The sequence below is a fragment of the Clostridium gelidum genome (assembly GCF_019977655.1).
GTDB classification, from domain to species: Bacteria; Bacillota; Clostridia; order Clostridiales; family Clostridiaceae; genus Clostridium; species Clostridium gelidum.
In genome coordinates this window covers 2198015-2220982 of sequence record NZ_AP024849.1, presented here as the reverse complement: position 1 = coordinate 2220982, position 22968 = coordinate 2198015, and the positions used below count along the sequence as shown (strand labels likewise).

The following is a 22968-nucleotide window of genomic DNA, read 5'->3' as shown; positions in this document are numbered from 1 at the left end:
AGGAGGTGCCAAATGCTTACAAATTTATTATTATCTAATATTACAACCTTCCATAACAATCAAGAAGTTTTTGGTGATATTTTGACTCACTTTAGCTCTAAGATTAAATACCTAACCTATAAACTAAAATATCCTGAAGCAGAAACAGATCTTACCATATATTTATATGAACTTTTAAAAGTAATAGATGAGCAAAAATTTAATACGGATAAAGATATATTAATGTACATTAATATATGTCTTAACAACAAGTCTATATCCTTATTTCATAAGATATCTAAAGATAAAGAGTCACTGAGTTTTACATCAGACACAGAAATATTAGATATAATTGACTGTAATGAAAAAAATGATGAATACTCAGATATCATTTTTAATGATTTAATATCATCACTAAATCCTAGGCAAAAGGAAATTATATTTTATAAGTTTTATTTGCAATTATCAGATATAGAAATTGCAAAGCTATTTAAAATATCAAGACAAGCTGTAAATAAATCTCAAAGAGCAGCTTTAAAAATCTTAAGAGAGAACTTATTAAACTAAAACGGAGGTGAGATTATGGATGAATTAATAAAAACCGCTGCAACTCAGGGGATTTGGGTATTACTTAGTTGTGTACTTATAGTATACATACTAAAAGCACAGGAAACTAGAGATTTAAAGCAAGAACAAAGAGAAAAAAGTTATCAGGAGATAATCAAGCAGCTTACAGACAAATTAAATACTTTAGATATAATAAATTCAACTATTAATGAAATTAAAAATAAAATCAATTAGATATTAGGTTTACCACAAGAAATTTATAGAAATTTTCTTAAATTGCTGCGTTACGCACAACTAATAGTTATTTCCAATTCCTTAAATAACATACGTACATTGGTTCGTTTTAGAATTAAAAATAACCTAGCATAATATCCATTTAAAGACATATGCTAGGTTTAATTTCTTTTATTATTCTAAATCTGCACCATTTGATTCAATAAAATCATCCATATAAACACAAATGGCATTCTAGAAATTAATAATTATGTTTCCCCTGTGAGTGTTTCTGAGGCAGGTCGTGTTGAAGTTGCTATTCTTTTTATTTCTTGCAAAGTATCGACTAGGTCTTACTGGAACAGTACTTCTACTTATTAACCTTTACAGCTCCTCTTCCTATATACCCACTTTTATTGTTTGAAAAAGCTTCTACCTGCCCAGGTTCTGGATAATTAATATAGTAATCATCTAATTTTCCATCAAAGTTCTTTACTGCTTCTTGTGGAGACTTTACATCATATCCACGCCACGGAAACAATCTGTCCAAATACAAACCATCCTGTGCGGAGGAACTTAAATAATATTGTGCCATATTAAATAATGATTTCATATATGGTGCAACTGAAAGGTATACTAATGGTTTTTCTTGCTTTGCCGTAAAATTATTCTGCTCAGTAGTTAAGATAATCATTTTAGGCTTTTGATAATCAAATAACTCTTTTAAAGAATAGTATGTCCTAATAAACATTTGGGAAGAAAATGCATAATCAAATGTTTTATAGGAGGAAAATTTCCTTTAATTAAAGCATAACTCGTCTGAAGATAAAAAAATACATGTAAGTATGAAAATAGAGTAGCTTTTACACCACTCCATAAAACCATTTATTTAATTGCTGTTTATGCTTAAGAATTTAATATTTGATAACTATTTATTAAATTATTCACCTTGCTAATTTTAGAATGCACCCTTTATTTCATTCAAAAACTTAGAAAACATTTCTTCTAATTTAGCGAAGAAACCTTTAGCCTTGTCACTATTTAATTTATCTTTCAATTGATTTGTCACATCATTTAATTGGTCTTTTAGATTGTTGTAGTTAAGGTCTAAGTCGTTTATTTTGCTCATTACAGCTTTTATGTTAGCTATATCTTCAGCTGATAAATCAGTTTTATATTCTTCAGTAGCCTTATCTACTATTTTATTTATTTCTTCTTTTGTCTTCGGTTTTTCTTTTATTACATCTTTTTTTATATTATTTATTAAGTTATTAGCATCATCTTGTCCAATCTTTTTTCCAATACCTCCAGTAGTAACTAATTCTTCATTTGCAGCTTCTTTTTTATTTTCATCAATCTTTTCTCCTGCACTACTATTTTCAAAGCCTTTTAATATTCCAGTAAGAGCAGCCGTTCCAGATACTTCAAAAGGTGCAGATGCTTTAACATTAGCATTTTCAATACCAGCTGTTATTAATGCATTTTTTATCATTCCATCATTAACCCAAGTAAGATTCTCAGTAGTTACCTTTAATCCACCTTTTTTGGTTGGCTCAACATAAGAACATGATATTGCTTTATTACCCAGCTCCGATTCTGATGCAATTTTCGCTAAATATGTATGTTCTTCTTTTGAGGTAATTTCTAGTATATTCGCATTATTTTTAGTTACTTCAAAGTATTTTAGCATTTCTTCTTTTTGTACATTGCTTAAGTCAGCTCCTAGGGTAACAGACTTAAACGAATCTGCAAATGCTGGAACTCCAGGAAGAGATGTTAAAAAAATACTTAAAGATAAAGATAATATGAGTCCTTTTGATATAAATGATTTAATTTTCATAATTTCTTGTCTCCTTTATTATGCTATGAATTTAATGTCAAAAAATTAATTTCATTTTTCTCGTATATTATAGCATAAAAATAATTAAGTTTTATTTATGATTATCTTACTTTTATATTAATATTTATCACCTATTTTCACCCTAATATTTTCATTTTGCTTTTCATCATTTGCTTACCTCTAACTATTTTTATTTACAATTTAACACAATTATTCTCTAGTGCTAGATTTTGTCAACCTTTTAGGCTTCCTCAATTCTATACTTTCCTATACATTGAAGAAAAGCACCTACAACCGTAAGTGCTTAACTATTTATATTCTAATTCTATGTTAATTAATTTTATTTTCTTACTACTACCTGTCAAGTTTGGAATTTCATCTTCACCGTATTTTATCCTTACTAAATCAGCTCTATAATTATCATATGAAGAATCTCCATATTCATATAAATATAATGCCAGTTCTTCATCTAAATAATATGAAATTATATCTTCTACACTATATTGCTTGCCTTTATATTCAAATATGCACTTCACCAACGTTCCATTTTTACCCATTTTTTCATCCTCCTTCCACCAATTATATTATCGTTTAACTAAATTGTAAACTTTTTTTCATATTTTCTTTTCACTATTCTTGAAACAATCTTTAAGTATTGCTGAACTTGATACTTCTGAAACAGGTCGTGTTGAAGTTGCTATTAGAAAAGTTACTATTATTTAGAAGTTAATTTTTCACTCTCATTTTAGCCACTTCTTCAATACTTAATCCTATTAATTTACTAATAGCTTCATCATCCAACCCTAAATTAATAGCATTTTTAACAATTTCAATTCTCTCTTGGTTTTTTGTTTCTTTTTTAACTTTTTCTTTAATTTCCTCTATCATAAAAGCATTATTTGCAACCATCTTCTCCACTCCTTCTTTATCCGATAGCTAATATTTCAACTGCATTATCTGATATAGTCTCATCAACATTATTTCCAATCCAATGTTTAAGTATCATTTTTTCTGTTATTTTTACTGCATTAGAATTAGAATCATCATTATAAAAACGATCAAAGCATTCTTTTGCTATATTGCTTCCACTGTTTGCATCTCCAATTTTCTGTCCATCTTGATAGATATTATAATTTTTAATGATATCATATTTATCAGGCTTTTCCCAAATCAATGTGGCTTTTTCATTTGTTATAGATTGTGAAATTATCTTTGGGTTTTTAGGTATTGATACATTTTGTACATAAGCTAAACATTTCCTAAATGTCAATAATCCTAATATATTATCATTAGAAAGTTGCTTCTTTTATTATGAAGATCTTCTAATTATTTCAATATAGAATCAGCAACTTGATACATGCTTTCTTCTGTAAACCAACGTCCATTTCCATTAGCTTCATGTAATTGCTTCATTTTATTTATAAGCTGATCATGTTTAATTATATGATCCTGTAATTCTTTTTTAGCATATTTGCTATTAAGAACCGCTTTAGGATTCTCTAATGTAACCACATGTTGGACCATTCCATAATCATTTTTATTCAATGGGAAGAAGAAGAGATTTTTCTGTGTAATATAAGAAAGAGATATTAAAGTTAGTAACAGAACAATGAAGAAAGGCAACGTGAGCGAATCTAGTGTAATAACACATGGGAAGAATGCTATACTAAAAAATGCTATACGACGGCTTTTTTTCTTTTGCCGTCGTATAGCAGAAAGTAGAGTATTCAGTCTAGTTTAATCTCTTTTCTGTTTTCATAAATAGAACCCTTACAGTTCATTAATTGTATCAGTTACCGCCATATTCCGAATCCGTTTTGACGGAGCATAGATCGCAGCGATAGCCGTAATCGCAATAACCAAAAGCACAATAATTATAGGTATAATAGGAATACTCCAAGTAGCGTAGTTAAAATGAGCAGTAATAAGATGGTCGTATAGTAACTTGTTAATGAACAGACCAACTACAACTCCAACAATACAACCTGATATAGAATAGGTAAACGCTTCGGCGGCTATCATTTTGGTAATCTGATGTTCGTCCATACCGACCGCGCGCATGGCTCCATATTGCTTTATTTTTGCGGATACACTCATGGAAATGCTGTTCATAATATTTAATACAGTAACCAAGGTGATAATTGCCAAAAATCCATATACAAAAAACATAAATGCCATATATACGCTGGTAGTCCGTTGGTCGCGTTGGTCACTAAACTTGTACTTTTCACCTACGACATTATGGATGGCTTCAACATTTCTGTCCGTCGCATCTTTTGTCGTCTGTATAAGAATAAGTGAATAGTCGGTTACTCCGGTAAGTCGAGTAAAAGTTTCCCCAGAAGTAATGAGTGTTATTTTCCCATTTGGAGTGCCGTTATCACTAAATGGGTTACATTTTAACAGCCCTGCGATTTCTACTTCCTTATTGCCTACTTGTATTTTACCGCCTATTGCTAAAGGATTATCCTTGTCCCAGATTGTAAGTACGTAATTACTGTCCCCATACACTTTTGAAATATCGCTGCCTTTTCTAAGTTGCTTATCTTTTGTAAGACAGTCCAAATCATAATCATCGTAGGAAATCATATCAATCATGTTTGTTTGAGAATTTACTTCTGCCGGAATATCAAGACAGCTCCTTCGGCCAAAAACATGTTTTACACCTGACATACCACTTATTTTATCAAGCAGTACACTGTCTATGGAATTTGAACTGTTATTACTATCAATGTTGATATCAGAAGTATCCGATGACTGTGGCATAATATAGCTTATAAACTCTATTAAGACTGAAAAGCTCAAAAACAGGATGATGCTAAGAGCAAATGAGCTTGTCATAAGTATTAAATTTTTCTTTGCCGATACTGCATGATGAATACCGAGGGCAGTTTCAATTTTTGAAAAACGGGTATTCAACGCATGGGTTGCATTTTTTGTGTTTTCTAAATTGCCTGATACTGCCGCTACAGGCGATACCTTTGCAGCTCGTTTTGCTGGAGAACTGGCGGCAATGAGTACTGTAACAACTCCCACAATTATTCCGCTGATAATGCCGGTTGGACTGACTTCCCAAAGGGGTATATCGGAGAACTCTACCGCGACAAGAAACCGTAGCCCAGCACATAATCCCCATGTGACTACAATCCCAAGTATCACACCTATTGGAACCGCAGTTTTGCACCAATTAAGAGCTTCCAGTTTGACAAAACGGATAATCTGTTGCCTGCTCATTCCAATGCAGCGCATCATTCCGAAAAACTTTGTCCTTTGGGCAACATTACTATTTATACTGCTTGAAATCATCAGCACCCCTGCAATCAGTATAAGCACAAACAGCACAGCAGCTATGGGATATAAACTTTGTGCCATTGAACTTTTACTAAGTTCTTGTAGCGATTGACTGACATGCTTATTCAGTAATCTTGTTGCCTCCATTCTAACACCCATATCTGCCATACTAAAAACAGCAGTTACCAAAAATACGGCAAATATAATACACAGAAGCGTCATGCGGTTCTGCCGTCTGTGTACTTTTGCAGAAATCGGAATTAGACTAAGATAACTTTTCATTCGCGGCACCTACCTAAATCGGTTAGTATGCCATCGGACACTTGTAGTATTCGATCTGCGGTCTGTGCGATACTTCGGTTATGGGTAATCATAACAATGGTCTGCTGATACTTTCTTGCAGCTTCTTTTAGCAAAGTAATCACTTCACTGCTGTTTTGCGTATCTAGATTACCCGTCGGCTCATCGGCAAGGATAAGCGACGGCCGCGTAATTAGCGCACGTCCTATTGCTACACGCTGTTGCTGTCCACCTGATAATTGACTGGGTAAATGGTGACGGCGTTCTTTCAAATTAAGCACCGTAAGTAGTTCCTCAAGATACTTTTTATCGGGCTTTTGATAATCAAGCAGTACGGGAAATGTGATGTTTTGCTCAACATTCAATTCTGGAATTAGATTAAAACTCTGAAAAATAAATCCAATATTTCTGCGCCGAAAGATCGTCAATCTACTATCTTTCATGGAAAAAACATCGTTACCGTCAATAAATACCTTGCCGGAAGTGGGCATATCAAGCGCACCTACCAGATTAAGAAGTGTACTCTTGCCGGAGCCGGATTCTCCGACTATTGCGACAAATTCACCTTTCGGAACGGAAAAGCTGATATTTTTTAATGCATGTACTGCAGCTTCACCGCTGCCATAGGTTTTAGAAATTGATTTAACTTCCAATAAATTCATAGTTTATCCACCTCTTTCTATCTTGATATTGAAATATTATCATGTCAATCTTACTGTTATATGACACTTACCCTACAATTTTGTAGGAATTAAAAAATTGATTGTAAAAGTAGTGCCAATACCAAATTCGCTATCAACCTCGATTGTTCCACTGTGTGCTTCAACAATAGCTTTTGCAAGGGGTAACCCAAGTCCGATACCTTGCGTATCTTTAGAAAAACGACTGCGATAAAATCTTTTGAAAATATGATGTAAATCCTCTGGGTGAATACCGCTTCCATTGTCTTTTATGATGACTTGAATAATAGACGCAAATTGTTTCCATTCAATATGAATAGCATTTCCTTTTTGCGTATGGTCAAAAGCGTTTTTAACAATATTACTGATTGATTCAATCAGCCAAGTACAGTCACATAATAAAGTAACGTCATCATCCCCGGACAGATATATTTCCTTTTCTTCCTGCTTGGCACGAAATGAAAAGTGCCTTTCTATACTGCCCATCATTTCAGATACATTTTCTTTAGCTTTTTCAATCACGATTGTTCCGGCATCGAGTTTTGTAATTTTCAAGAGGTTTTGCACCAGTATTTCTATTCTGTCAAGCTCCTGCTCTGAAAGATCAGTAAACTCTTTGATTGTCGGTAAACTCTTTGCTTCTTCTTGCATAATGCCATTATATATATTAAGTGCAGCAAGCGGAGTTTTTAACTGGTGAGAAATATCAGAAATGGTATCTTTCAAAAATTTTTTTGCTTTTCCCTCATTTTCAGCGTGGGCATTTAAAATGGAAACTACGGAATTCACTTCATGAAATAGTCTGTATAGCTCTCCTTCATCATTACATTCAATACGTGCATTTTGATTTCCAGAAATATATTCTTTGATTTGCGTTACAGCATTCTCCATGATTATATTTTGTTCCTTGAAATACCTATAACCTATTACCAATATCCAGATGCTCATGCACAAGGAACATACCAATATATACAATGCTGCATTTTTAAATTTGAAACCTATTAATGTAGCAGAAATCAAGGTAAAGGCTACTATAAGAAGCAATACCAAACAAAAAAGTTTTTTGATTTTCCCGTTTACCAATATTTTCATCGTACACCCCCAGTAGCAGCATTCCATTTATACCCCATACGCCGAACAGTCACTATTTTTTGAGGCTCACCCGGATTATCTTCGATTTTTGTACGCAGTCTGCGTATATATACGGTAATAGTATTGTTATCTATATAGTTTTCGTTGCAATCCCATAGTTTACTTAAAATCTGTTCAGGAGAAAGAACAATATCGGGATTTTCCATAAACAGGCATAACAATTTATACTCACTTGTTGTTAAGTCAAGTTGTTCTCCATTTTTATAGACTTGTCCTTTTAGCAGTTGTACGTTTATGCCATTAGAATTTAATTCGGTATCAGCTTGAACAAAATTGTCACTTCTGCGAAGCAACGCATTTATTCTCGACATAAACACCGCCAGTTTGAACGGCTTTGTTATATAATCGTCGCCACCAATATCAAGCCCCATTATGATATCAGTTTCTTCATCAGCAGCAGTAAGAAACATAATCGGCACCTTTGATGTTTTGCGAATTTTTTTGCATAAATCATAGCCGCAGCCATCGGGAAGCGACACGTCTAAAATCACCAAATCATATTTTTTATTTGCCCATAGTGCTTCTGATTCAAGAATTGTACGGGCAACATCTATTTCGTATCCTTGCTTTTTGATTGCAAAAGATAAACCATTAATTAAACTCAAATTATCTTCAACAAAGAAAATGTCTTTCAATTGTTTTCACCGTCCTTCATTTTCTGCGTGTATGTTCCCCGTTAACAGGCTTGTCCACGTCTTTGGAATAAGCCATAAACGGCTGAAATATATTCCATAACTTTATCATCCTCTCGTTTGCAAACAATATCACCATACATTATATACGGTTACCCGAACAACTACAAGAAACAAACCATGAATAATTAGGGCAACCGCATCTTAAACATTGATGAAAAATGGTTAGCAGATGTTAGTGAATTTAAGTTACTAAATGGATAGAAAGCTTACCTAAGTGCAATATTTGATTTAGCTGATAAGAGCATCGTCTCCTATGTGGTTGGTCATTCAAATAATAACCAATTCATGATAAGGCACAAGCCTTTTTTCTTTATTTACTATTTTATTATTTGAGTTCTAGCGTAGAAGGGACAGCTGGGGGAAGATTTTGATCTTCTTATAGACAGAGCGGCGTAGTTAGCATCATTTCATTATTTTTAGTTTTATTTACTTTATCAGCAATTATAAAGCATAACTCGTCTGAAGATAAAAAAATACATGTAAGTATGAAAATAGAGCAGCTTTTACACCACTCCATAAAACTATTTAGTTAATTTATTTTAATTAGTTGCTCTTTAGTATATTCATGATTATTTAATATTCTAGATGATCTTGGTTGCACTTCGTGCTTTTTTCATAAGTGCATATTTTATTTATTAACTTTCGTTGTTCCTTCAAACTTCAAGCCCGTACTATTTGTAATCTCCCATGGGTTAATTATAGAATCATCAAACTTTACATCTTTAAATGTACAATTTTCAGCATAATCTAATATTGCAGGTTTTGTTCCTTTAAAGGTTATATTATTAAATTTAATGTTATTATGACAACCATCTTTAAGTCCTTCAATTAAAATTGCATTACCAGAAGCTCCATCAACTGAACAATTTTCAATTGTAATATCATGAAATATAGGTGAAGCACTTACAGGGTCACTAGGTGAATCCCCATTATATTGACTAGTAAATATAAATGGCTGTCCACCAAGATCGGTTAAATTCTTCATTGCAGTATCTCTGAAAGTAATATTTCTAGCTCCACCACCAGTTCCTTGGCTAGATTTACAACGAAGTCCTGTTCCTGTTCCATTTAAAATATTGTCCTCAGCTAATATATTTTCTATCCAAGCTGCAGTATAACTGCCACATACTACTGCTCCATGGCCACGTCCAAAATAATTATCAAAAATCCAGATATCACCTGTTGGATTATTTTTAGAATCTTTTTCACCTTTTCCTGCATTAAATACAATATCATCATCTCCTGTATCAAGCACACTATCAACTACTATTAATCCGCGACCGCCTCCAAGACCTGTCCCATCTCCATTATTGCAATTAAAAGTTTCCAGCTTCACACCATTTAATACAACATTATTACTACTACTATTACTTTCTGTATGTTGCGAAGGATTACGAAGTGTCAATCCATCACCTATGTATAAATTAGTTACAGCTCCCATATCTAATAGATTTGATCGGGTTGAATAAGAGTCTTTTGGTGAAAATCCATACTTTTCAATGGCTTTTTTATACTGAGCAGCAGCAAGTATTCCATTCTGTGTAACAGTTTTCAAGCTGCTTTCCTTCGATAGAAAGAAACCATTTGGATCTTTTTCTTCCTTATTTTCCTTCCATCCATTTCCATCTATAACTCCCAAGCCAACTATTCGAATATTCTTCGATCCACTTTTTGTGTTAATTAGAGAAGAAGCCTTAGTTACCTTACTAGAATCACCATAAGGATAATCATCTGCATTTTCAGATCCTAATAAAGTTCCTTCTACTTTAAGTGTCATTTCACTCTTTAAAGAAATTGAACCAGTTTTAAAAACTTTTCCTTTTGGAATTAATACTTCTCCATCCTTACTACATTCATTTATTGCTTTTTGAATTTCCTTAGTATTAATTGTAGTTCCATCACCTTTTGCTCCAAAATCTTCTATATTAAATATCTTTAGAGTATCATCTGTTTTTAGGTTCACTGTTTGACTATCTTGAGATTCTTTTCCTTCATTATCTATAGAACGGATAGTAAAATGATATTCTGTATTTGGTTTAAGGTTTTTTACTGTGTAATTATGAACACTTATTTTTACTGCATTAGAATTAGAAGCATCATTATAAAAACGATCAAAGTATTCTTTTGCTATAGTGCTTCCACTGTTTGCATCTCCAATTTTCTGTCCATCTTGATAGATATTATAATTTTTAATGTTATCATATTTATCAGGCTTTTCCCAAATCAATGTGGCTTTTTCATTTGTTATAGATTGTGAAATTATCTTTGGGTTTTTAGGTATTGATACATTTTGTGCATAAGCTGAATATTTCTTAAATGTCAATAATCCTATTAATATTAAAATTACAGTAGCACTTAAAATAATTTTACTTTTTCTAAATTTCATTTTCATAAAAATATCCTCCACCCTAAAATGAGGCCATTATATAACGGCTGAATATAAATTAGTTGTTCTACTTCTTCTGAGACACGAAGTGTTGAAGTTACTAATATTTTATATTCACTTGTTTTACTCAAACATAAACTTTGGTCAATAGTTTTTTTATTAAGTCCTCTCTAGTACACAAAAGTACTCAATGGCTACCTCCATAATTATGTATTTATATATAATTATAGCCTTAATAGGATATTTTTTAAACAATATTAAATATTTTAAAAGAAAAACAGATAAGATTTTATTAATTCATCTAAAAATATTAATATTACCTAAAAAATAATAAAAACTGAGACTCTCTTAAATATAAGATAATCTCAGCTTTCAAAATATATTTTGATATTACAATTACAATATAACGCCAGCTTTTATATTACAAATTTATTCTTTCTACATAGTGACAATTAATGTCTATATGATTTAGGAATGGCAATAATCTTTCATAAAGTGGGTGAACTTTATCACCATACTTTGCTTCTAATCGTTCTCCTATATCTTTTACATTTTTCTTGCCATCTATCTGTAAAAATATCCAACTTCCATATTCATCTAAAGAAATTTTTTTATACTCTGGAATTCTGAATTTAAGTTTTCTAAAGAACTTTTGGATCTTATGGTCTTGCTTTTCAAGTATAGTCACAATATTATCTTTATCTAATTCATATTCTAATTTCCCAGATATTTTATATATGATGCTTAAAACATCTTCATTACTTTTCAATATTTTTTGCCTTACTTCTTAATATAGGCATTATTGTAGCTATTATTAAACCAACTAATATTATGACTGCCATTCCATTAGTAGCAGAAAATCCACTTGGTTCAGATACTTTTACAATATTTTGGTATATTATTCCTATAAGTCCTATTATAGAACCTCCAGCAACAAGTCCTGAAGATAAGCTTATACCATTAGAAACTTTAACTTCTTTTTCTTTTTCAGCTTTAGAAGTTTTTTCTATAAATGCCCTAACTAATGCTCCTATTAATATTATAGAAGTTGTAGCTATTGGTAAATAGAATCCTATAGCAACTGTCATTATTGGAAGTTTTAATAGGTATAGAACAATTCCCATAACAACACCTGTAATAACCATAACCCAAGGTAATTCACCTGACATTATACCAGCAGTTAAGGTTGACATTAAGTTAGCTTGTGGCAATGCAAATGGAACATTATCACCAGTCATAGCAAGTTGATTTGAAAGTAATAATATAGTACCTACAACTACTGCAACTCCAACTACTCCTGCTATAGCAAAGTATTTTTCCATTTCATTTTTGTCACCACCTACTATGAAAGTAACTTTTTGTGATTGTGAGTAACCTCCAGCTACAGCTATTGCAGTAACAATAAATGTACCAAATAAAAGTAATGATTTGTTACTTTCAGGATTTTTCCATCCCATTACAACAAATAATAAAGTTACAATAACTATAGAAGCTATAGTCATCCCTGATACAGGAAGGTTTGAAGTTCCTATAGTACCTGTTAAACGACCAGAAACTATAACAAATAGCAATGCTAAAAATAATGATAAAATAGAAACAAGTATTGCCATTATTATATTACCATCAGATGATACAAAACCACCTATAAAACCTAGTACTATACCACCAAGTAATATTATGTTTTCAACAGATGAGCTCTTACCACCATTTGAAGACTTAGCATTAAGAGTTTCTTTTATAGAAGATATTATAGTAGGAATAAGTTTTATAGCACCTATGAAACCACCAGAAAGCATCATACCAGCACCGATATATTTTACATAACTACCAGCTATATGTTTTACTTGCATAGCGTTTATAGAGACACTTGGATTATTCCATACAGCCGTCCCATCTGTTCCAAGACTTGAGAAATAGCCTATTAAAGGTATAATACCAAAGTTTGATAATATAGAACCTGCAAACATAGTTAACGAAACATCCAAACCAACTATGAATCCTATACCTAATAATAGAGGGTTAACTTCAACTTCAAATTTCCACTTATAAAAGGTTTCATTTACATAACTTATAACGTTGTTAGCTACATTCAAAAATGGACTTGTTATAACAGTAATAATTCCTCCTATGAAAAATCCAATTCCCATGAACTTCATTGATTCCCCAGCACCTTCTGAAGCAACAAGGGTTTCAGATATAGCCATTGATTCAGGATACATTAATTTCCCATGTTCTTCAACAATTAAGTAATTATAAACAAGAGAAGCTATTCCAATACCGAATAAAACTCCAGCTGAACCAACAATAAAACCTTCTAAGAAAGTAACTTTAGAACCTATTAAAAGAACTGCCGGCAATACGAATATTACACCACTAGCAACAGATTCCCCACCACTAGCCATACCTTGAACTAAGTTTTTGCCAAGTATACCTTTTTGCTTAGCAAATACAGCTATAAATGCAGAACCTATTATAGATCCTGGTATACCTGCAGCAACTGTAAGTCCTGATTTCATGCCTGAATAGGCCGTTGATGCTGCAAATAGAATTGTCATAATAATACCGATTATTAATACTACACTGTTTCCACCTGATTTAGATCCACTAGAAACGTAGGGAACATAGTCTTTACCAACTACACCACCATAAGCATCTTTAGATAGCTTTTTATCCATTAATATATTCCTCCACTATGTTTATTACTCTCCATCTTCTATTAGAAATAGATTATAAATATTTAAAATTAAATTATTTCACATTTTTTAATACTTTCAATAAGTATTCCCACATCCTCTGAACTGAAGCGATACTCATGTGTTCATTTGGAGTATGAACATCATATAGATTTGGTCCAAAAGAAATTGCATCTAATTCTCCAAATTTTTCTGCAAACAATCCACACTCAAGTCCAGCGTGTATTGCAGTTATATGAGGTTTCTTTCCGTACATTTTTTCATATACCTCTTCAAAAATCACTCTTATTTTTGAATCAGGATTATAAGACCATTCAGGATAACCACCTTCTGACGCAACACTTCCGCCATTTAGTTTAGCAGTTACAACTAATCTATTATATAATTCATTCTTTAAGCTTCTAACAGAACTTCTGATTGAACTTATAAATTCCATAGAATCATTATGAGTAGAAATTACTCCAAGGTTCAAGGAGCTTTCTACTAAACCTTTAATATCCATACTCATTGAGGTAACTCCATTTATAACTAAGTATAAGTAGTTAACTACATTATTAGTAGATTCTTTTGAAAGCATTTCTTCAATCATAGTAGGTAAAACTTCAAATTCTACTCTTACATCAGAATCTGATGCTCTCAATTCTGTTTTAAACAATTCTCCACACTCAGATATTTTTTTCTCTGCTAAAGCTTTATCCTCAGGTCTTACTAAAATAACAGCATCTGTTTCACGTGGAATAGCATTGTGTTTTGATCCACCGTTTAATGAACTAAGTCTAAAATCTATTTCGGATAAAATACACATAAGTATACGACCCATTAATTTATTAGAGTTTCCTCTTTCTTTATCTATTTCCATTCCAGAGTGGCCACCTTTTAGACCTCTTATTTTAATTATATATGGAACAAGGTTTCCATCTATTGCTTCCCATGCTGCAGGAATTGTTGTTTTAGCAGTAATTCCACCAGCACAACTCACGAGTAGCACGCCCTCTTCTTCAGAGTCTATGTTAATAAGTGTTCTTCCCTCTATATTTTTAGGATCTAATGCCATTGCTCCATACATTCCTGTTTCTTCAGAGGTAGTAACAAGTAATTCCATTGCTGGATGCTCATATTCATTAGAAGATAAAATTGCTAATCCCATTGCAACTGCAATTCCATTATCTGCTCCTAAAGTTGTGCCTGTTGCATATACCATATCATCAATTATTCTTAACTTTAGTGGATCTTTACTAAAATCATGCTCTATATCTATGTTTTTTTCACATACCATATCCATATGTCCCTGCAAAACAACAGCTGGACTATTCTCATACCCTGTTGTTGCCTTTTTCTTTATAACAACATTTAATGCAGAATCCTGAACACATTCTAAATTATGCTCCTTAGCAAAGGATACCAAATAATCACTAACTTCTTTTTCATTTCCAGATCCTCTTGGAATTTGTGATAGCTCTTCAAAGTATTTAAATACTTCAACTGGTTGTATGTCTTTAAGTATTTCTATCATTCTAATTACCATCCTCTCTTACTTTGCAATTATTTATAAATTCTTTCGCAAACGTTCTCACAATATACTACTATAAACTAAAACAAAAATCATATGCATAATATTATGTATTTCGCATAATTTAATATAAAATTCTGCTTATTTTCTATACTTTTATATAATTATATATAAAAAATTCAATTTCATATTACTATTGTTAAATTATCAACAAATTAACATCTTGAAGCAATTAAAATTTAATGAAATTCTAGTGATTCCAGAATAGTCCGTGTTAATTTCATGAAGATGATATAAAAAATTATCAAATGAAATTTACATGGGCTATATTTTCACAGACTAAATTCGTCATCCCACTTTTTTACCAACTAAGCATTGTTATTATTTCCACAAAAAATAACCCAACATATTCTATATTATTAGACATATGCTAGGTTACTTATTTTCATTTTCTAAGAAGTTTTTTTATACTCTAGCTACATTCCCTTTCCTCTTCAAGCATTTCAATTAAGTTTAATATAGCATGTTAATTACAAAGGCTTGAATATTATTATTCTTAAAGCGCCCATAAGAAAGTTTCTGCTTTGCAGTAATAATAGCCCATTTTAACTATCAAACTTTTATGCATTTTCATGTTGGAACTTTTCAATATTTTAATATTGACATTAACACCCAAATTTTTGATTTGCGAGTCATTTTAGTTTATCTGATAGATTTTTTGTGCGTGAAGTTTACTTGTTGTTATTAAATTCATTAAGTTTAAGCTTTAGGCCGTCATACATGTTCTTTTTTAAGTCAGTTTCTTTCTGAGCAAGTGTTTGAAGCTCTTTAATATATCCATTATATTTATTGAGATCAGCTTCAGTTTCAAATAGAATTTTGTCATTTTTTACTGTGTATTTTCCTTGAATGGAAAGCATAAAATCCATTATATTATCAATGTTATCCAAAATATCTCTTTCAACTTTTAAGTAATTATTTAACTTATCGCGAGTATCATTTTGTGATTTCTTAAAACCTTCTAACATACCGCTCTTAAATGATTTTGGTAATTCTAGTGTTGAAGCACTGGTGGCAAAATTCACGATAAGATCATTATATTCGGTTTCATGTTTGTCAAAAATTTTTCTGCAATCAGCTATTTTTTTCTTTGAATTATTGATTTCTTCAGTGCTGCCTAGAGCACTTGAACTTAATATGCTATGAAGTTCAAGTGAATCAATATTTTTAGATATATCATTTGAATGCTTTTGAAATTTTATAAAATAATCGTTTGTTAAATATAAAAACGGAGTCATATGTCCATATACTGTTTTGTCAAAGCTTTCTTCATTATTCTCTTTTTCGTTTACCACATTGTTACACATGGTGATAAATTTATCCTTTGCAGCTTTATTCAACTTATTTTCCTTTAAAGAATTTTCGGCGATAGTAGCTCCAGTTAATGAAAAAGAACCTAGAAGATAAATTATAGAAAATATTAAAATGAGTCCCTTTTTATTAAAAACTCGAGTTGATAATAAAAATAAAGTTGCTATAATGACTAGGCTAATTACAATAGTAGTGGTAGCATAGCCTGAAGCGTAAGGTGTATTAACGTAGTAGGACTTATCTCTGAAATTAATAAATGCTTTAAGGCATGATAATAAAAGACCAAGTGCAAAAAGCACTATAGAAAATATGAAGATAAAACCTTTCTTACTTTCATTTTTATTGACTTTAAATTCTAAGTTTTGATTTTCAGAAAGATTAGTATTGTTATAATTTTGTAAATTCGACAATTAAATATTCCACCCTTCAAAAATTGTTTGGCACATATCGTTATATAATACAATAAATTGCAGTAAATTGCAAATTGTTTATATAAAAGAAAATTATGGATTATAATTCTAATTGATTTTAAGATTACACCACTCTTATACTTCAATTTTATAATATAAACTTTCCGCATTCTTTGGCAATTCAAGTATTTCATTTCTTTTAATCAGATTAATATTTTTAATCTTCCCATACCACAATATGCCCCCATGATCACCAAATAAATTATGAGATTCTGCTAATTAAATTTGCTAATGGTTTATCATCTGTCTTTATCATTAAATGTATATGATTATCCATTAAGCAATAACAAATTAGTTGATAATTATGAGTACCATAGTAAAGTAATGCTTCCTCTATTACTGTTAAATAATATTGAAAATCTTCATCATCTCTAAAAATATCATTTCTGTGATTACCTCTTGCTGTAATGTGGTAAGCTGCACCTTCATACCATACTCTTTGGGTTGTAGTCATTATTTCACCTACTTCAATTTTCATTCATTATTATTGCCTTATTTAATTTGCTATACTCAAAAAAGCACTGCACTAAATATATGAATTTAGTACAATGCTTGTATATGGAAAATTATGTTTCCCCCGGGGGTACTTCTGAGACAGGTCGTGTTGAAGTTGCTACTGAAGCCCGAAGGGCTGAGTTTGCTATTAATCTAGATTTAAATATTTAATTCTAGATCTTTGTTCAACTATAATTCGAAAATTATTCTTTTTAGGAATTTCATTAATCCGATCACTTATCATATTATAATTTTCATTTTCAGTTATTATGATTAATATACGATAAGGTATATGATTTGTATATTCTGAATAATTCGTAACTTGTTCATAAGATGCAATAAAAAAAATCACAAGCTAGTAACAGTAAATTCCATATAATAAAATAAATATAGAAATAAGATTAAAATTCTAATAGATGATATATAACCATCTATTAGAATTTTTTTAAAACAAAAGGGAAAAATAGAAATAAATAGTGAAAAACGTTGAAAGAGGAAAACTTGAATGATAAAATATGAACTATATGCATAAGTGTGTAGAGAATAGAATTTGTTTTTATACTTAAATATAATTTTAGGGAGTGTTGATATATGAGGATAACTTTTAGGGTGAAATTGTTTCTTTTTTGTATATTCGTTATATTATTTACATCAATTCCAATAGCAATATCAACATACAATTATATGTATAATTTATTAAAAGCTGATTTGATATCAGATGGTAACAAACAAATGGTGGATATGGATAATGATGTTTCTGATATAATTAATAAAATGAAAAATGATGTAAAACTTTTAGCAAACAACGATGTTATAGAAAAAACGAATAACTCTATATCAGGGTCATTTAATATACCCAATACTGGAATTAACAAAAAATATTCAAATGAAATTATGGGCTTAGAGAGCTCAATTTATAATTATCTAGAACTTTATGGGAAAACTCATAGTGAGACAGAATATGTATGTCTAGGAACTAAGTGGGGTGGATATATTTCATGGCCAGATGGATTAAGCAACAGTGCTTATGATCCAAGGCAAAGACCATGGTATTCATTGGCTATGGAACATCCAGGCGAAGTAGTTATTTCAGATCCGCATAAGGTTGAAATTGATCAAAGTAATAATGTAGCTATAAGTGCTTGTACTACTATTAAAAATACTTCAGGAGATATTGTTGGAGCATTGGCAATTGATACAAGTTTAAATAAGTTATCAGAAATTGTGAGAAATACAAAGATTGGTGATAAGGGTTATATTTTTATTTTTTTAAAGGATGGCACAATGCTAGCCCATGCTAATTCAGAGCTTAATTTTAAAAATATGATTGAATTAGCGGATTCAGATATAAAAACAACCAATGATAAAAAGTTTTCTTTTCAAGATGTAAATAAACTATTGAATACAGATAATGACAGCTTTGAAACTGTTGTTGATGGAAATGAAGCTTTTGTTAATGTGTATACATCGCCTCAGACGGGATGGAAAATGGCAACAGTTACACCCAAAAGTGATCTTACAAGTAAAGTAAGTAAGGTAGAAAAAATAATATTCGGAATTACAATTTGTATATTAATACTGGGAATTGCTTTAACTTATGTTATTGTTCGAATTATGACAAATCCAATTAGAAAATTAACTCCTTTAATGGAGCTAGCTGGAAACGGAGATTTTTCAGTTAGAGCAGACATTAAAACTAAAGACGAATTTGGAAAATTAGGAAGCTCATTTAATTTGATGATAAAACAATTAAGTTCAAATTACGAAGAATTATCTGCTGTATATGAAGAACTAGTAGCGACAGAAGAAGAACTTAGAGCACAATATGATGAACTTCAATATAATGAAGAGGCTTTAAGAAATAGTGAAGATCGGTATAAGCTTGCACTAGAATGTGCAAATGATTCAATTTGGGAATGGAATTTATCTACAGGAAATTTTTATGCTTCTGATAGAATGATGGATATTACTGGTTACAAACTAAATCTAGTTAACAATATAACAGATTTTTTGCAACAATTAATTCATCCAGAGGATCTGCCAAAATTGTCGGAAGATTTAAAAAGACATATTAACAATGAGATATCAGCTCTTAATATTGAATATAGATTAAAAACTATTGATGGTTCTTATGTTTGGGTATTGTGCAAAGGTAAAACTGTAAGAGATTCAGATGGTAAGGCACTAACAATTTCAGGATCTATTTCTAATATTACTGAAAGAAAAATGTCAGAAGAGAAAATAAAATTCATGGCTTATTATGATTTGCTTACAAAACTTCCTAATGTAGTTTTATTCAAGGAAAAATTAAATGAACAATTAAAATTAAGAAACAATATTAATGTGCAAGGAGCAGTATTTTTAATAGATTTAGACAATTTTAAAAACATAAATGATTTGATGGGACATGATTATGGAGACGAATTACTTATATATTTAACAGGTGAGTTAGAAAAAATTGTAGATGAAAAATCTATTCTATTCAGATTTGGTGGAGACGAATTTATTATTCTTAAAACTTCAATTAAGGAAGAGGAAATATGTGGTTATTCAAACAAGTTATTATCTTTATTTAATAAGAGTTTTAAACTTGATAATAAGCAGATTTCTGTAACAGCTAGTATTGGAGTTATATTATATCCTAAACATGGAGTTGATTCAGGAACAATTATAAAAAATGTTGATTCAGCTATGTATGAGGCAAAAAAACTAGGGAAAAATAGATTTGAATTATACAGTCCAGAAATATATGCAAAATTAGAAAGAAAAACAACCATTGAGAGAATATTAAGAAGTGCAATTGATAATAATGAATTTACTATTAATTATCAACCACAATACTATGCTGAAAAAAACGAAATTTTTGGCTTTGAAGCTTTACTCAGATTAAATAGCAGGGAATTAGGATTTATATCTCCAGTTGAATTTATTCCAATTGCTGAAGAATCAGGATACATAACACAAATAAGTTTATGGGTTTTTAAAGAATCCTGTAAGCAAAGTGTAAAATTACTTAATAAAGGTTGTAAATTTAAAAGTATGAGCATTAATATATCATCTGTAGATTTAAGACAACCAAATTTTCTAGAAAATTTAAAGGAGATTATTGATGTAACAGGAATAGAACCTCAAATTATTGAACTTGAAATTACGGAAACAGTTCTTATGCAATCATTTAACTCAAGCATAAATGCATTAAATGAATTAATTGATATGGGAATAAGAATTGCACTTGATGATTTTGGAACAGGATATTCATCACTTAACTATTTAATGAAAATGCCAATAAGTACATTAAAAATAGATAAATCATTTATAGATGATATTGTTTCTAGCAGCAAAGAACAGTCAATTATCAACAATATAATTCAAATGGCACATACTATGGATTTGAAAGTTGTAGCTGAAGGCGTAGAGACGAAAGAACAATTTTTAATTATTAAAGATAAAAAATGTGACTATATTCAAGGTTATTACTTTAGTAAACCACTACCTGCAAGTGAAATTGAAGGATTATTTATATAATAAATTAATTTAATGTTCTTCTAGAGGAAGATACCAAAGGAGAGAAAAAATGAAAAAAATTGCCTATATTATAATATTTTTATTTTTATCAATAAGCATTTATTCATTTTTCCATATGAACAAAAGTAAAGATATACAAGCAATAAATGGAGTTATGTTTCTAAATGAATACAACTTTGAAGAAAGTGGAAATATTAATTTAGATGGACAGTGGGAAATATATGATAATGAATTATTAACTCCAAATCAATTAGAATATAGAACCCCTAGTCAATATCTAACAATACCAGGAAACTTAAAAACTCAATTGAGTGAAAACCATAAGGGATATATGACTTTAAGATTAAAAATTAGTGCACAAGAAGATATTGTATATGGACTTAGAACAAAAGGAGTATTATCTGCTTCAAAGGTTTGGGTTAATGGAGTATTGCAGGAGCAGGTTGGTAAAGTTGGGACAAGTTATGAAGATGAGAAAGCGATATATTTGCCAATTTATTCATATTTTACTTCAAAAGATGGTCAGATCGAAATAGTAATTCAAACATCAAACTACAGAGAGATTTTCCCAGAAGTTAAATCTATGGAATTTGGACTTAAGGATAGTATTATAAATGAATCAATATTTGACTTAGGGATAGATTTTATAATAATAGGTGGATTATTAGTTATAGAATTATTATTTTTATCTTTATATAAGCGTATGAAAAATAACAAATCATACTTATTATTTTCTATATTATGTTTATTTATACAATTAAGATGCTTATTTTTAAATGAAAGAATAATTGTTCATTTCTTTCCAAATATGCCGTTTGAATTATTAAGTAAAACAGCGGCACTAACATATTATTTGTGGATTCCTATATATGTATTTTTTATAAAGGAAGTATTTGGTGATATACCTAGAAGAACAATTATTACTTCACTAATTTTTTCTGTAACTTTTGCAAGTATATGCCTCGTAACTAACAATACATTTTATGATAAATTATCATATTATGGTGAGCTGGTTGTAATAATTATTGTAATTGATATATTAATATTTCTAATAAAGAAAGTTAGGAAATGTGAGGAAAATAGTAGTATATCTCTTATTGCATTTACCTGCTTAATTGTAACAGCTGCCAACGATATATTACTTAACAATGGTTTTTCTCATATCAATAGATATGTTTTCCAAATAGGAATGTTTATTTTTGTTCTTTTAGAAACATATTCTATAACAATAAATTATAATAATCAAATAAATAAAGTAAAAATGTTAAAAGAAGAAAATGAAATTATATATGAAAGATCAATCAGGGATAGTCTTACTAATTTATATAATAGGCAATATATTGAATCTATCTTAGATAATATAATAGATATGTATAATTCAGAAGGAATAGTCTTTACTTTAATGATGCTTGATATTGATTACTTTAAAAAAATTAATGACACTTATGGACATTTATGTGGTGATAAAGTTTTATTGTCAATTAGCAATGTTCTTATGAAGACTTTAAGAAATACAGATTATATTGGGCGATATGGAGGGGAAGAATTTATTGTTATGTTTCCTAGTACAGGAATAGATGAAGCAATAAAAATAGCAGAAAATATAAGAGTAAATATTGAAGAGCTTTCAGTGGATGGAGGAATAAAAGTTACTATAAGTGGTGGCTTATATGAAAACAAGGAAAATAGAAAATATACATGCATACAAAATGCAGATGAGCTATTATATTTAGCCAAAGAGAGGGGGAGAAATCGAATAGAAGTATCTAGAAATTAGAAATTTAGGTGACACAAATAAAAA

General features: G+C 30.4%; 20 protein-coding genes and 1 pseudogene. 5 read left to right on the top strand and 16 right to left on the bottom strand.

The genetic code is table 11. The annotated features are described in order from the left end of the window. Nucleotides 1-12 precede the first annotated feature (12 nt). The gene (locus tag psyc5s11_RS09805) at nt 13-546 is read left to right on the top strand and encodes a sigma-70 family RNA polymerase sigma factor (protein WP_224037404.1); all 534 of its coding nucleotides are present in this window, start codon (nt 13-15) and stop codon (nt 544-546) included. Between the two features lie 12 nt (nt 547-558). After that, on the top strand, nt 559-780 hold the full coding sequence (locus psyc5s11_RS09800) for a BhlA/UviB family holin-like peptide (RefSeq protein WP_224038169.1): 222 nt from the start codon (nt 559-561) through the stop codon (nt 778-780). A gap of 349 nt (nt 781-1129) precedes the next feature. Here the strand turns inward: psyc5s11_RS09800 and psyc5s11_RS09795 are convergent, their stop codons facing one another. The 10 genes from psyc5s11_RS09795 to psyc5s11_RS09750 form a co-directional block, all read right to left on the bottom strand. Beyond that, nucleotides 1130-1510, bottom strand: a complete 381-nt coding sequence (locus psyc5s11_RS09795; RefSeq protein ID WP_224037403.1) for a hypothetical protein — start codon at nt 1508-1510, stop codon at nt 1130-1132. Between the two features lie 207 nt (nt 1511-1717). Next, on the bottom strand, nt 1718-2599 hold the full coding sequence (locus psyc5s11_RS09790; protein ID WP_224037402.1) for a DUF1002 domain-containing protein: 882 nt from the start codon (nt 2597-2599) through the stop codon (nt 1718-1720). A gap of 308 nt (nt 2600-2907) precedes the next feature. Next, nucleotides 2908-3156, bottom strand: coding sequence for a hypothetical protein (locus tag psyc5s11_RS09785; protein WP_224037401.1), 249 nt, complete (start codon nt 3154-3156; stop codon nt 2908-2910). 169 nt (nt 3157-3325) lie between these two features. Continuing rightward, nucleotides 3326-3508, bottom strand: coding sequence for a hypothetical protein (locus psyc5s11_RS09780; RefSeq protein ID WP_224037400.1), 183 nt, complete (start codon nt 3506-3508; stop codon nt 3326-3328). A 16-nt stretch (nt 3509-3524) separates the two neighbouring features. Beyond that, entirely contained in the window at nt 3525-3869 is a 345-nt protein-coding gene (locus psyc5s11_RS09775; protein ID WP_224037399.1) for a hypothetical protein, read from the bottom strand. A 56-nt stretch (nt 3870-3925) separates the two neighbouring features. Beyond that, the gene (locus psyc5s11_RS09770; protein WP_224037398.1) at nt 3926-4111 is read right to left on the bottom strand and encodes a hypothetical protein; all 186 of its coding nucleotides are present in this window, start codon (nt 4109-4111) and stop codon (nt 3926-3928) included. 258 nt (nt 4112-4369) lie between these two features. Further along, nucleotides 4370-6172 (bottom strand): ABC transporter permease, encoded by a 1803-nt coding sequence (locus tag psyc5s11_RS09765; protein ID WP_224037397.1) that lies wholly within the window; start codon nt 6170-6172, stop codon nt 4370-4372. Beyond that, a complete protein-coding gene (locus tag psyc5s11_RS09760) occupies nt 6169-6852 on the bottom strand; it encodes an ABC transporter ATP-binding protein (protein ID WP_224037396.1) in 684 nt (227 codons plus the stop codon). Before psyc5s11_RS09760 ends, psyc5s11_RS09765 begins: the two co-directional genes overlap by 4 nt. A gap of 72 nt (nt 6853-6924) precedes the next feature. Next, entirely contained in the window at nt 6925-7962 is a 1038-nt protein-coding gene (locus psyc5s11_RS09755) for a sensor histidine kinase (RefSeq protein ID WP_224037395.1), read from the bottom strand. Next, a complete protein-coding gene (locus psyc5s11_RS09750; protein WP_224037394.1) occupies nt 7959-8657 on the bottom strand; it encodes a response regulator transcription factor in 699 nt (232 codons plus the stop codon). Before psyc5s11_RS09750 ends, psyc5s11_RS09755 begins: the two co-directional genes overlap by 4 nt. Nucleotides 8658-8867: 210 nt before the next feature. Here psyc5s11_RS09750 and psyc5s11_RS28290 point away from each other — a divergent pair. Continuing rightward, nucleotides 8868-9011 (top strand): annotated as a pseudogene (locus psyc5s11_RS28290) (IS3 family transposase); the annotation flags it as partial. Nucleotides 9012-9345: 334 nt separating this feature from the next. Here the strand turns inward: psyc5s11_RS28290 and psyc5s11_RS09745 are convergent. From psyc5s11_RS09745 to psyc5s11_RS09720, 6 genes are all read right to left on the bottom strand, one after another. Beyond that, the gene (locus tag psyc5s11_RS09745; protein ID WP_224037393.1) at nt 9346-11109 is read right to left on the bottom strand and encodes a glycosyl hydrolase family 28 protein; all 1764 of its coding nucleotides are present in this window, start codon (nt 11107-11109) and stop codon (nt 9346-9348) included. 415 nt (nt 11110-11524) lie between these two features. After that, nucleotides 11525-11875, bottom strand: a complete 351-nt coding sequence (locus psyc5s11_RS09740) for a PqqD family protein (protein WP_224038168.1) — start codon at nt 11873-11875, stop codon at nt 11525-11527. Beyond that, the gene (locus psyc5s11_RS09735; protein WP_224037392.1) at nt 11862-13778 is read right to left on the bottom strand and encodes an OPT family oligopeptide transporter; all 1917 of its coding nucleotides are present in this window, start codon (nt 13776-13778) and stop codon (nt 11862-11864) included. The genes psyc5s11_RS09740 and psyc5s11_RS09735 overlap by 14 nt, the downstream gene beginning before the upstream one ends. A gap of 73 nt (nt 13779-13851) precedes the next feature. After that, nucleotides 13852-15309, bottom strand: coding sequence for an aminoacyl-histidine dipeptidase (locus psyc5s11_RS09730; RefSeq protein ID WP_224037391.1), 1458 nt, complete (start codon nt 15307-15309; stop codon nt 13852-13854). Nucleotides 15310-16037: 728 nt separating this feature from the next. Then, entirely contained in the window at nt 16038-17087 is a 1050-nt protein-coding gene (locus tag psyc5s11_RS09725) for a hypothetical protein (protein ID WP_224037390.1), read from the bottom strand. 262 nt (nt 17088-17349) lie between these two features. Further along, nucleotides 17350-17625: a transposase gene (locus tag psyc5s11_RS09720; RefSeq protein ID WP_224037389.1), complete on the bottom strand. Its 276-nt coding sequence runs from the start codon at nt 17623-17625 to the stop codon at nt 17350-17352. Nucleotides 17626-18233: 608 nt separating this feature from the next. Between psyc5s11_RS09720 and psyc5s11_RS09715 the strand changes: the two genes are divergently transcribed. Beyond that, nucleotides 18234-21167: a bifunctional diguanylate cyclase/phosphodiesterase gene (locus psyc5s11_RS09715; protein ID WP_224037388.1), complete on the top strand. Its 2934-nt coding sequence runs from the start codon at nt 18234-18236 to the stop codon at nt 21165-21167. Between the two features lie 49 nt (nt 21168-21216). Beyond that, on the top strand, nt 21217-22944 hold the full coding sequence (locus psyc5s11_RS09710; protein ID WP_224037387.1) for a sensor domain-containing diguanylate cyclase: 1728 nt from the start codon (nt 21217-21219) through the stop codon (nt 22942-22944). The last annotated feature ends 24 nt before the right edge of the window (nt 22945-22968 follow it).